General features: G+C 57.3%; 13 protein-coding genes. 1 reads left to right on the plus strand and 12 read right to left on the minus strand.

Features of this window, described 5'->3' with window-relative positions:
• Window positions 1-42: 42 nt before the first annotated feature.
• From bamB to trmJ, 12 genes are all read right to left on the minus strand, one after another.
• The gene (gene bamB, locus ASQ50_RS02360; RefSeq protein WP_058091085.1) at window positions 43-1,206 is read right to left on the minus strand and encodes an outer membrane protein assembly factor BamB; all 1,164 of its coding nucleotides are present in this window, start codon (window positions 1,204-1,206) and stop codon (window positions 43-45) included.
• Complete coding sequence (locus tag ASQ50_RS02365) at window positions 1,206-1,862, minus strand: YfgM family protein (RefSeq protein ID WP_058091086.1); 657 nt, start codon at window positions 1,860-1,862, stop codon at window positions 1,206-1,208. The genes bamB and ASQ50_RS02365 overlap by 1 nt, the downstream gene beginning before the upstream one ends.
• Window positions 1,863-1,904: 42 nt before the next feature.
• On the minus strand, window positions 1,905-3,158 hold the full coding sequence (gene hisS, locus ASQ50_RS02370) for a histidine--tRNA ligase (RefSeq protein WP_058091087.1): 1,254 nt from the start codon (window positions 3,156-3,158) through the stop codon (window positions 1,905-1,907).
• A 71-nt stretch (window positions 3,159-3,229) separates the two neighbouring features.
• On the minus strand, window positions 3,230-4,348 hold the full coding sequence (gene ispG, locus ASQ50_RS02375) for a flavodoxin-dependent (E)-4-hydroxy-3-methylbut-2-enyl-diphosphate synthase (RefSeq protein WP_058091088.1): 1,119 nt from the start codon (window positions 4,346-4,348) through the stop codon (window positions 3,230-3,232).
• Between the two features lie 33 nt (window positions 4,349-4,381).
• Window positions 4,382-5,365 carry a RodZ domain-containing protein gene (locus ASQ50_RS02380; protein WP_058091089.1) on the minus strand — a complete coding sequence of 328 codons (984 nt, stop codon included), beginning with the start codon at window positions 5,363-5,365 and terminating at the stop codon, window positions 4,382-4,384.
• A complete protein-coding gene (pilW, locus tag ASQ50_RS02385) occupies window positions 5,355-6,125 on the minus strand; it encodes a type IV pilus biogenesis/stability protein PilW (RefSeq protein ID WP_058091090.1) in 771 nt (256 codons plus the stop codon). The genes ASQ50_RS02380 and pilW overlap by 11 nt, the downstream gene beginning before the upstream one ends.
• A 72-nt stretch (window positions 6,126-6,197) precedes the next feature.
• A complete protein-coding gene (rlmN, locus tag ASQ50_RS02390) occupies window positions 6,198-7,307 on the minus strand; it encodes a 23S rRNA (adenine(2503)-C(2))-methyltransferase RlmN (protein ID WP_058091091.1) in 1,110 nt (369 codons plus the stop codon).
• 62 nt (window positions 7,308-7,369) lie between these two features.
• Entirely contained in the window at window positions 7,370-7,798 is a 429-nt protein-coding gene (gene ndk, locus ASQ50_RS02395) for a nucleoside-diphosphate kinase (protein WP_058091092.1), read from the minus strand.
• A 66-nt stretch (window positions 7,799-7,864) separates the two neighbouring features.
• The gene (locus ASQ50_RS02400) at window positions 7,865-9,013 is read right to left on the minus strand and encodes an IscS subfamily cysteine desulfurase (RefSeq protein WP_058091093.1); all 1,149 of its coding nucleotides are present in this window, start codon (window positions 9,011-9,013) and stop codon (window positions 7,865-7,867) included.
• Window positions 9,014-9,032: 19 nt separating this feature from the next.
• Window positions 9,033-9,530 (minus strand): Fe-S cluster assembly transcriptional regulator IscR, encoded by a 498-nt coding sequence (gene iscR / locus ASQ50_RS02405; protein WP_058091094.1) that lies wholly within the window; start codon window positions 9,528-9,530, stop codon window positions 9,033-9,035.
• Between the two features lie 78 nt (window positions 9,531-9,608).
• A complete protein-coding gene (cysE, locus tag ASQ50_RS02410; protein WP_058091095.1) occupies window positions 9,609-10,388 on the minus strand; it encodes a serine O-acetyltransferase in 780 nt (259 codons plus the stop codon).
• Complete coding sequence (trmJ, locus tag ASQ50_RS02415) at window positions 10,381-11,241, minus strand: tRNA (cytosine(32)/uridine(32)-2'-O)-methyltransferase TrmJ (RefSeq protein ID WP_058091096.1); 861 nt, start codon at window positions 11,239-11,241, stop codon at window positions 10,381-10,383. The genes cysE and trmJ overlap by 8 nt, the downstream gene beginning before the upstream one ends.
• A gap of 191 nt (window positions 11,242-11,432) precedes the next feature.
• On the opposite strand from trmJ, the gene ASQ50_RS02420 reads away from it, so the two are divergent.
• On the plus strand, window positions 11,433-12,233 hold the full coding sequence (locus ASQ50_RS02420) for an inositol monophosphatase family protein (protein ID WP_058091097.1): 801 nt from the start codon (window positions 11,433-11,435) through the stop codon (window positions 12,231-12,233).
• The last annotated feature ends 82 nt before the right edge of the window (window positions 12,234-12,315 follow it).

A 12,315-nucleotide genomic window follows, 5' to 3' on the forward strand; every position in this document is an offset into this window, starting at 1 on the left:
GTCAAAAGCCCGGCTCATGCCGGGCTGATCATGGGAGCGGTGTTACTTTTTTGGTCTCAGGCTATAGACCGCCATTCGCCCACCGTTACCGTAAACCAGCAGGTTACCATCTTCGATCACCTGAACCGGTACGCGGATACCGTCACTGTCAAACTCCAGCTGGCCCTGCAGGCTACCATCTTGCCGTGACAACGCATGCAGGTAGCCCTCGTAATCCCCGGTAACCACGTAGTCACCGCTGGCCACCGGCCGGGTGACCTGACGCCAGGACAGCCGGTCCTGAACCCAGAGTTCGCGGCGATCGCTGCCACGGTAGGCAATAATGTCGCCGTTCGCCGCCGCCAGGAAGATACTGCCACCACCGATACTCGGCGAGTAGAAACTCGAAGCACGGCGACTCCAGATTTCCTGCCCGGAGCGAATATCAACCAGCGCCAGCTTGCCCTGATACCCGGCCACCATAATGGCTGACTCCAGGACCAGCGGTTGCCCGCCGATATCCACCAGCCGCTCCAGTTCCGTGCGGCCCTGTGGTTGCCCGACTTCGTATTGCCAGACCGGCTGGCCAGCACCCGCAGTCAGCGCAATAACACGGCCGTTCGCGAAGGAAGCAATCACGATATCACCGCCCACCAAAGGGGCCGCCGCTGTGCGCATGGATAGAACCGGCACCTGACCATCGTACTGCCAACGGCGCTCGCCATTTGTGGCATCAAATCCGATCACCCGGCCATCGGTGGTTTGCGCAACCACCAGGGAGCCATTGGACTGGGGCGCAGCCAAACCTTCGGTCGGCAATGATGCCCGCCATAACTCCTCGCTGGTTTCCCGCGACAGGGCAACCAGTTCGGCATCGCGGGTGATGTAGTAAAGCTGGCGCCCGTCACCGCCGATGCCAGCAAATATCCGGTCTTTCGACCGCCGCTGCCAGCGGGCCTTACCGTTCTCTGGTTCGACCGCCACCAGCAGGCCATCGGCAGAGGCTGCATAGATCACGTCGCCGGCATACAACGGTGCCAGGTGCAAAAACTGATCGTCGTGTCCCTTCCCGACTGACATGGTCCAGATACGCTTGAACTCGACCGTGGCATCAATTTCAGGAACCGGCACCGGCTGTTCGAAGGTGTCCTTGGTGCTGCAGCCCACAAGCAGCAACATCAAGGATGCCAGAGAAAAATGAACGAACCTGTTGCGAGTTACCCGCATCAGGCCCCCTCCCCGACACCGAGGTCAGAGAGCTTCAGTTCCAGGATACCGCTGCGGCCCTGTTGGTTTTGCTCCCGTGCCGTTATATAGGCATCACGGGCACCTTCGGTGTCACCCTGTGCGAGCAGAATATCACCACGCAATTCTGAGAACACACCGGTAAAGGCATCGGCATTGGCGGCACCATCCAGGGTTGCCAGGGCATCCTCGTACCGCTCAGCCGCAAACTGGGCACGGGCCAGGCGGTTGCGTACCACCAGACTCAGGGCCGGATAATCCGCCGCCTTGTCCAGGGCCCAGCTCAGTGACTCAATGGCGGCCTCGGCGTTGCCGTCCACCATCATCTGTTGGCGAGCCAGTACCAGGTTGCCATAGATGGCGTAGGCGCTCTTGCCATAGTCGTTGCGAAGCGTCTCGGCAACAAATGCGACGGTTTCGCTGGCATTCTCGTCGGATTCATCGGCAAACGCGTTGAGCAGAGTGGCAAACTGATTAGCCGCTTCCGCACGCTGCTGAGCCTGGTGGTTCTGCCAGGCCTGCCAGCCGAACACGATGGCCAGGGCGGCACCGATACCAATCAGTAGAGAACTGCCGTTCTTCTTCCACCAGTCCTTGATCGCCTGGATCTGTTCCTCTTCGGTGCGCAACTCAGCCATGTAAACTCCTGTTCATCAATAATGTTGCTGTTCTTGTGAAATTCATTGTGCAAGCCGGCTGCCGAGCGCCTGGGCAAGTTCACTGCGGGCAATGTCCTGCTGCGGCTCATCGTCGCGCAACGGCTTAAGGCCGACACTGCCACTGGCCAGCTCATTTTCGCCGAGGATGACCGCGTAGCGTGCGCCACTGCGATCGGCCTTCTTCATCTGGCTTTTGAAACTGCCACCGCCGCAGTGAGTGACCACCACACTGCCGGGCAACGCGCTGCGAAGTTCTTCGGCAATCGCCATCGCCGGAGCGATGACCTTGTCACCCATGGCAGTCACGTATACGTCGGCATGGTTGTTAACGTAATCAGGCACCAATTCCAGGGTTTCCAGCAACAGGATCAGTCGCTCCAGCCCCATAGCAAAGCCCACTGCCTTGGTTGGTTTGCCACCCAACTGCTCTACCAGTCCATCGTAACGGCCACCAGCACATACCGTGCCTTGTGCACCGAGGCTGTCGGTAATCCACTCGAAAACCGTTTTGCCATAGTAATCGAGACCTCGAACGAGGGCCGGGTTCACGCTGTATTTCACGCCGGCGGCGTCCAACAGCCCCTTCAATCGCTCAAAGTGGGCCCGGGATTCGTCATCCAGGTAATCATCCAGGCTTGGCGCCCCTTCCAGGATTTTCCGGGTTCCGGCATCTTTGCTGTCCAGAATCCGTAACGGATTGGTGGTCAACCGGCGCTTACTGTCGTCATCCAGCTGATCCTGGTATTGCCCAAGATAGTCAACCAGAGCCTGACGGTAGACCTTACGGGCGTCACTGGTACCAATGGAGTTAATCTCAAGACGCGTATGCCCGGCAAGGCCAAGGGCCTGCCACAGCCGCGCCGTCAGTATCAGTAACTCGGCGTCTATATCCGGTCCGTCCATGCCGAAACATTCCACGCCGATCTGGTGAAACTGGCGATAACGGCCTTTTTGCGGGCGTTCGTGGCGGAACATCGGGCCGGTATACCAAAGCCTGCGGGTCTGGTTGAACAGTAAACCATGCTCTTCCGCTGCCCTGACACATCCTGCGGTTCCCTCCGGACGAAGCGTCAGGCTGTCTCCATTGCGATCATCGAAGGTATACATTTCTTTCTCAACGATGTCGGTCACTTCACCAATGGAGCGCTTGAACAGCTCGGTTTGCTCAACCACCGGCATCCGGATTTCCTGGTACCCGTATTGCCCAAGTACCTGACGGACCGTCGCCTCTACATACTGCCAGACGGGGGTCTGCTCCGGCAGAATATCGTTCATTCCGCGGATTGCCTGAATCTTAGCCAAGTTAAAACCCTGATACTTTGATGAATGATGTCAGAATGGACAGCTCAGTCCGCAGACCGGGCAATCACGGATTCTTCCTGCTGCTGACGCTCTGCGACTTTTTCCCGGATGATTCGCTCAAGGTCATCCGTCAACGTCGCATTGTCCAACTTCTGATTTGGCTTTCCGTCCAGATACAGAAGGTTTTTCGGTGTACCGCCCGTCAACCCGAGGTCCGCTACCTTGGCTTCTCCCGGGCCATTCACTATGCAGCCAATGATGGCGACGTCCAGGGAGGTATTCACGTCTTCGAGGCGGGCCTCAAGATCGTTCATGGTCTGGATAACGTCGAAATTCTGTCTGGAACAGCTGGGGCACGCGATGAAGTTGATACCCCGGCTGCGTAACCGGAGGCTCTTGAGAATATCGAAGCCAACCTTGATTTCCTGCACGGGGTCTGCGGCCAGGGACACCCGAATGGTGTCGCCGATTCCGTCCATCAGCAACATGCCAAGGCCGATGGAGGATTTCACTGTGCCAGAACGAAAACCACCGGCCTCAGTAATGCCAAGGTGCAGGGGCTGTATGATCTGGGAGGCAATTTTCCGGTAGGCGTCAACGGTCATGAATACCTCTGACGCCTTCAGGCTGACCTTGAAATCCTGGAAATCGTGTTTATCCAGAATATCGATGTGCCGCATGGCAGACTCTACCAGGGCTTCTGCGGTGGGTTCACCGTATTTACGCTGCAGGCTCTTTTCCAGAGACCCGGCGTTCACACCAATACGGATCGGGATGTTACCATCCCGAGCGGCGCTGATGACCGCGTTGACACGATCGTCCCGACCAATGTTGCCGGGGTTGATGCGCAAACAGTCAACACCAAGCTCGGCCACTCGCAGGGCGATTTTGTAATCAAAGTGGATATCGGCAACCAGCGGCAGTGATACGCGCTTACGTATCTGCCCGAACGCTTCAGCGGCCTCCATCGAGGGCACCGAAACACGGACGATATCGGCGCCGGCCTCCTGCAACGCTGCAATCTGGCCAACCGTCGCCTCTACATCACAGGTGTTTGTGTTGGTCATGCTCTGAACCGCAATAGGTGCATCGCCGCCAACAGGCACATTGCCCACCATGATCTGGCGGGATTTACGTCTTTTGATCGGGGATTCGTGTTTCATTTGCTGGAACCAACAGTTATTCGGGCGTTCGGATCAAAGCTCGAGCGTGAACTCTGACCGGTTGTTCACTACGCGAAAATCACCAATATTCAGGGCCTCACCCTGGAATCGAATGGACTCAACGGCGCTTACAGCACCAAGAACCACTGTCAAGGGTGCCTCTCCAGTTACATCCAGTTGTTCTCCGCTGCGTCGCAAGCCGCTGACCAACCGGCTACCATCAGCGTCTGTCACCTGAACCCAGCAATCTCCTGAAAAGGCAATCTGAAGCCTGGCCTGGGTTGTCGCTGCGGGTGCGAGCAGTTGTTCTTCCTGCAACGCAGGCTCGGTCGACGGGGTGACAGCAGACACCCGATCAGCCGGAAGCTCATCCAGCTCCGCACCGATGGGTTCAGGCTCCAGCGGCTCTGCCGGGGGTACACGTTCACTTTCCGGAACCGACGCGCCTTCTTCAGGTAACGGCTGTTCTGCAGCGCCGAACTCGTCATTCGGCTCGTTAACCGGCTGCACGTCCTGACCATCGGCCGCCAGGCCCTGTTCCGGCGTCACTGTCTCGGCCGGGGTTTTCGCCTCTGGAGCTGCCTCGCCGTCCTGTCCCTGCTCCGCAAGATATCCTGCGATCAGGTAGGCCACTAACGCGACGACCAACAGCACCAACAACAGTTTTGCAACCTGACGCTTGCGGCGCTTCTTGCGTTCAATAGAAACCAGGGGGCTTGCCTGGTGTTCCAGTTCTCTCTGCTGGCGAGCCGGCTCCAGCTCCCGATTCAGGTCGGCAATCACCGCGTCTGCGTCGAGCCCCACCTGGCGGGCATAGGCACGCACATACCCTTTGAGGAAAAGCTCACTGTCTATTTTGCTGTAATTGCCGTTTTCTATAGCCTGAATCACAGACGGCCGGAGATGCTGTTCATCAGCAATGGCTGAGACGCTCAATCCGAGACGTTCACGACCTTGCCGAAGCTGCTCCCCGACAGGCTCCGCCGTCACCTGATCTGGCTCCACGTCACCGGTCATTGGCAATCAACACCCTGTATTGTTGGTATTCCAAAGAATCTGAGTAATCATTTCGGAGCAACATCGCCAGGCTCACTTCCTGATCACGATCATTAAAATGCCGCGCTATCCGAATACCCGTATACAGGCTTTCCGCCGAGTGTGACAAGCGGGTATTGCGCTGGATCATGGTCTGGAGGCGGCTGTAATAACGGGAAGCCTCGGTAAAATCCTCCTGTTCAACCAACACCCTGGACAGAGAAAGCAAGGTTCTTGCTTCACCGCGAGTCAGTTCCACCGCTCGTCGGTAGGCCCCCGCGGCAGCATCCAGGTTACCAAGCCGCTCCTCAGTCATGCCCAGATTATAGAATACCGCTCCGCGCTCCCGGTAACCGGTATCGCGTGAAGCAACACTGAACTGATCCCGGGCTTCGGAAAACCGCTCGTTACTATATAGAAAAGCACCGTAGTAAACCCGCGCCCGGGAGTAACTGGAATCCTGACTGATGGCGCGTTTGAAGTTACGCTCGGCCAGTTCCGGCTCACCCTCAGCGTTATAGACCAAACCCATGGCAGCCAGGGCTTCAGAACTATTCGGGGAGAGTTCCAGGGCACGTTCAAGGTGGTGGCGAGCACGATCAAGATTGCCCTGACCGATATAGGCCGTGGCCAGCTGTACATAGTTACTGACCGCTTTGTCGCGGTCCGCTTCCCGGGAAAAGCGACTGTCGGTTGTGGTTACACAGCCAGAGAGAACAAGACCGAACAAAAGAACAGCCATTGTAAACAGATGCGAGCCTTGTGCTTTTCCTTTCACGAAACACCTTACCTTAGTCGCTTCCGCGTTGTTAAATCAGGGGTTTACCTGCTGTACTGCAATATATCTCTGGCTCCTGCGAGTTCGGTCCTCCACCCGCCCGACCAATTGCCCACAGGCAGCGTCGATATCGTCACCACGGGTGGTACGAATGGTGGTTACGTATCCGCCCTCGTTGAGTACCGTCTGGAATCGTCGCGTTGCGTTCATGCTGGGCCGCTTGAAATCGCTTTCCGGGAACGGGTTGAACGGGATCAGGTTAATCTTGCAAGGCAGACCTTTCAACAGGGCCACCAGCTCCCGCGCATGTTCCGGTTTATCATTAACGCCTTCAATAACCGTATATTCAATGGTGGCCTTACGTTTATCCGGCAACCGGGCGAGATAACGCCGCGTCGCCGCCAGAAGTTCCGCTATGGGATACTTTTTATTCAATGGAACCAGCGTGTTGCGCAGCTCATCATTGGGTGCGTGGAGCGAGATGGCCAGTGAAACATCGGTAACCTCACCCAACCGGTCCAAGGCAGGCACCACGCCAGACGTGCTCAGGGTCACCCGCCGTTTGGAGATACCATAGGCCAGATCTTCCATCATCAGGTTCATGGCATCGACGACGTTGTCGAAGTTAAGCAGCGGCTCACCCATGCCCATCATCACCACGTTGGTGATCGGGCGATCATTGGGATCAAACGGCATGAAGGCTCTTCGGGCAACCCAGACCTGACCGATAATCTCAGCGGCAGTCAGGTTACGATTGAAGCCGCGCTTGCCAGTGGAACAGAACGTGCAGTCAAGGCTACAGCCAATCTGCGAAGACACGCACAGGGTGCCCCTCTCGCCGTCCGGAATCAGCACGGTTTCAACACTGTTGCCGTTGTCCATGCGCATCACCCACTTTCGGGTGCCATCTTTGGAGGTCTCGTCATAAACCACCTCCGGACCACGAACTTCGGCGATTTCCTTGAGCCGTTCACGCAGTACGCGGCTCATATTGGTCATTTGATCGAAGTCATCAACGCCTCGCTGATGGATCCACTGCAGCACCTGCTGCGCCCGGAAGCGCTTTTCGCCCAGGGTCTCAAAGAACGCCTCAAGCTTGGCTTTGGGCATCCCCAGGAGATTGATTTTTTCGGCAGTGCCAGTCATGCAATAACCTCGATCAGATAACCAATTCAGGGGTGGTTTTCACCACCCCTGAACCAACAACATCAACCGCGCGGGCAGATCTCGTTGTCATTGAAAAAATACGCCACTTCACGCTCAGCGGAAGCTGCTGAGTCTGAACCGTGAACGGCATTGGCATCAATGGATGATGCAAAGTCGGCACGGATAGTGCCGGCCGCCGCTTCTTTCGGGTTGGTAGCACCCATCAGATCGCGGTTCTTGAGGATGGCGCCTTCGCCTTCCAGCACCTGTACAACCACCGGGCCAGACGTCATGAAAGCAACCAGATCGTTGAAGAACGGGCGCTCTTTGTGCTCGGCGTAGAAACCTTCTGCCTGCTCCTGGGTCAGGTGCATCATCTTGGCAGCGACGATTTTCAGGTCAGCTTTCTCGAAACGGCTGTAAATTTCGCCGATAACGTTCTTGGCGACCGCGTCGGGCTTGATAATAGAGAGCGTGCGCTCGTTTGCCATGGTATTTCTCCAGTCAGGTTCATGAAAATTCAGAGGTGCGATTATACGCAGTCCGGGTGCAACTGCCTACCGCACGGCACGAAGTCGGGTAACAACATCAATAATTTGCGAACAGGCAAAATCCATTTCCTGCTCGGTGCTGAACCGGCCAAACGAAAACCGAAGGGCACGGTGCGCCAACTCATCGCTCAAGCCTATGCCCCGCAACACAAACGAGGGCTCTACAGTCGCCGAGGCGCAGGCGGAACCGGACGATACCGCGAGATTTCGCAGCCCGAGCATTAAAGACTCAGCCTCCACACCCTCGAATGACAGATTGACAATACCAGGCACCCGATGTTCCCGACTGCCGTTAAAGTGCACCCCTTCGAGCCCTTCCAGCCCTGTGAGAAATCGTTCGCGCAGCGATTCAAGCCGGGACAGTTCATCATCAAGGCCCGCGCCGGCCAGCTCAAACGCCCGCCCCATGCCAACAATCTGATGGGTTGGCAGGGTACCAGAACGCATCCCCCGCTCATGGCCACCGCCATGCATCTGGGCCTGAATACGCACATCGGGAGAACGGCGCACATAAAGCGCACCCACGCCCTTGGGGCCATAGACCTTGTGCGCTGACAACGACAGGAGATCAACGTTTAGCTGCCCCACAACCACCGGGATTTTACCCGCAGCCTGGGCGGCATCAACATGCAGCAGGATGCCACGCGGGCGAAGCTGCTCACCGATGGCGGCAATATCAGTCACACACCCCAGCTCATTGTTCACCATCATCAGACTGACCAGCACGGTGTTATCACGCAGAGCGGCTACCACCGCCTGGGGGGTGATCCGGCCGTCAGACTCGGGGTGCAGCCAGGTAACGTCAACTCCGTTTTGCTCGAGCCATTTGCAGGTATCCACAACCGCCTTGTGCTCGATCACCGAGGTTACAATGTGAGGCGACTCGTGGCCGGCAATCGCACCCTTGATGGCCAGGTTGTCGGACTCGGTAGCGCCGGAGGTCCAGACAATCTCCCTTGGGTCGGCGTGAATCAGGTCAGCGACCTGGCGTCGAGCGTTTTCAACGGCCGCTTCCGCTTGCCACCCGTAGCCATGGGAACGAGAAGCAGGATTACCAAACACTCCGTCAAGGGTCAGGTAGTTCATCATGTCTGAGGCAACAGACGGATCAACGGGCGTCGTGGCCGCGTAGTCCAGGTATACGGGCTTTTTCATAATCACAGGATGCTGTTTATCAGGCAGTGGCCTGGTCGGTCAGGCGTTGGGTATTAATCGCGTCAGGGTCATCATCCGAGTGCTTCCGGTTCTGCCGATCCGCCACCTGACGGATCTCGCGCTTCCGCATCAAATCCCCCAGACTGATCTCACTCAGGAACTGGTGGATCTGATCACTCAAATCAGACCATAAATGGTGGGTAAGGCACTTCTCGCCATTCTGGCAATCGCCCTTGTTGCCGCAGCGGGTGGTGTCGAGCGATTCACTGACTGCATCCACCACTTCAGCAACAAACACGTCGTCGGCAGGCCGGCTCAGACGGTAGCCACCGCCCGGACCGCGCACACTCACCACCAGGCGCTGTCGACGCAAACGCGAAAACAACTGTTCCAGATACGAGAGGGAAATTTCTTGCCGGGCTGAAATATCCGCAAGACTTACCGGCCCCTGGCTTCCGTGCAGAGCCAGATCAAGCATCGCCGTCACAGCGTAGCGGCCTTTGGTGGTCAGCTTCATATTCTCAGCCCCAGTGATGGGATTGAATCTCGATTCGCAGGGCTGAGTATGAATTGACCCACCAAAACAGTCAAGTATTCAACCCCTGCCCTCGTTGTCCGCCTCATCGCGCACGCAGTCAAAGTCTTCTTCATGCAACGGCGGCAGCTCTCCGTTCTGATATTCACTGTTCACCTTACGGAGTGCTTTGCACATGGTTTCAATTCGATCATCCACCGCATGCATGTGGTCGAGGAGCGAACGCATGGCCCGGGCAACCGGGTCTGGCATCTCTTCCGTCACACCATAGGCGTCAAAGCCCATGCGCTCTTCCATCTCCTTGCGCCGCACGTCATCGTCGGAGTGGCGCTTCACAATCACCCGGCCCGGAATACCCACCACTGTAGCGCCGGCGGGGACGGCTTTGGTAACCACGGAATTGGAACCAATCTTCGCACCAGGGCCCACTTCGAACGGCCCAAGAATCTTTGCACCTGCACCGACAACCACGCCATCACCGATAGTCGGGTGGCGTTTGCCTTTGTTCCAGCTGGTTCCGCCCAGGGTAACGCCCTGATAGAGGGTGACGTCATCGCCGATAACCGTGGTTTCCCCGATCACCACGCCCATGCCGTGGTCGATAAAAAACCGCCGACCGATGGTCGCACCCGGATGAATCTCAATACCGGTGAACCAGCGCGCCAACGTGGAGATGGTCCGTGCCAGCCACTTCAGCCCAAGATTCCAGAGCCAATGGGAAAACCTGTGAAACAGCAATGCATGGAGGCCCGGATAATTGGTAAGCACCTCGAAGGTGTTCCGCGCCGCCGGATCCCGGTGAAATACGCTTTTGACATCTTCCCTTAAACGCTCAAACATGGCCTTTTTCCTGCCCCTCATCCGCAGTATTTTTCTGCTTGTCGCTCCCCGGCAGGGTTCCGGCAGCCTTTTGTACGGATGTCAGAATGCCCCTAAGGATATTGATTTCCATCTGGTCAAGACGTGCGCGCTGAAACAGGCGTCGCAGGCGGGTCATCAGTTGCCTGGGGTTGTTACGACGATGGAAATCCACATCCACCAACACCTGTTCCAGATGCCCGAAGAAGCCTTCCACCTCCTGCACTTCTGCCGGCGGCACATCCCAGCCACGGTCGCCCGGTCCAACCATGGCCTCAAGATTGGGACTCGCCTCACCTTCTTCAAGGCTGCGCAGGTAATGCATGCGCAATTCGTAGCAAACCACCTGCACCGCCATGGCCAGATTCAATGAACTGTAGTCCGGATTCGACGGAATATGAATGTGATAGTGGCAACGCTGAAGCTCATCATTGGACAAACCGTGGTTTTCACGCCCGAACACCAGCGCAACCCGACCCTGCCGGCTATATTCGCCCGCCGTCGCTGCCGCCTGGGGCGGAGCAATCACCGGCCAGGGCACCTTCCGGCCGCGGGCACTGGTACCCATCACCAGAACACAATCCGCCAGCGCGTCGTCAAGCGTGGCAACCACCTGGGCCCTGTCCAGAACATCTGAGGCACCGGCAGAACGCGCGTAAGAGGCCTCATCCGGGAACGAAGCCGGGTTAACCAGCCATAAGTTGCCCAGCCCCATGTTTTTCATCGCCCTTGCGACCGCACCAATATTGCCGGAATGCGAAGTTTCAACCAGGACGATCCTGACCTGATCATTGAACGTGTCAGAACCTTCCTGTGGCAATGCGGGCTTGTGCATGGTTTTCGGGCCTATGAATTAACAGACGTTAAATATTGGAAGGGAATGATAGCAGAAACCCGGGCCGCCCTGCTCTCCGGAGTTGCCGAAACCCATGGTATCCGTGCATTTGCTGAGCCAAAAAACGTACAAGCGCGGGTTGTTTTTGCTATCATACCGGGCCTTCACACACCCGGATAATGAACACTCAGATGCAACCAGCAATTAAAATGGCCCTGCGCGTTGCCCGCCAGGGATCAGATTACCTGAAAGCACATTTCGAGCGACAGGAACCCAACGGCAAGGACGAGGCCGAGCGCTACCGCCAGCTCGAACGGGTTGAGAAATCCATTTATGACAACTTCACCGAGCAACTGGAAAAGGCATATCGGGATCACACCATCGCACCGATGGGCGAGGCCGACGCCGCTGGCAGCGAGCGCAGCTGGCACATCTTCCCCGTGCTTGGCCGCGAAAACTTCATTCGTGGTATTCCGGAATTTGCCCTGGCACTGAGCCAGAAAAAGAACAACCGGACAGAAAACCTGTTGCTGGTCAATCCGATCACAGGTGAAGAATATTCTGCCAGCCGCGGCCATGGGGCAGCCCTCAACAGCCGCCGTGTGCGCACGTCTGAAATCAAGTTACCCGGCAAGGCGGCATTTGCCACCAACCTGCTGGATCAGGCTCGCAAAGGCGACGACCCGATGATCTGGGGCGAAATGGCCGCAGTGCTGGCGCGTGAGAGCGCCATGTTCCGCACCTCCGGCTGCGTTGTTCTGGATATTGCCCGCGTTTCTGCAGGCCTTCTGGACGCCGCTGTAATCTTCCGGCCGGAAGCCTCAGACCTGGACCTGGGTGTCACCCTGGCCATGGAATCCGGCGCACTGACTGGCGATTTCTCCGGCAACCCGTCTGCTGGCAATGCCAAACAGCTGGTTGTGGCCAATCCAAAGCTGTTCCGCGAAGTGCTCAAGGTATTGCACCCGTTCCGCGGCCGTCTGCCCAGGTAGACTTCCCGGTACAAAAAAACCGCCACTCCCTCACGGGACTGGCGGTTTTTTCATGCCTCGGAAAGCGGGAGGCCCGGGCCTC

Source organism: Marinobacter sp. LQ44 (assembly GCF_001447155.2).
In the GTDB taxonomy this organism is placed as follows: Bacteria; Pseudomonadota; Gammaproteobacteria; order Pseudomonadales; family Oleiphilaceae; genus Marinobacter.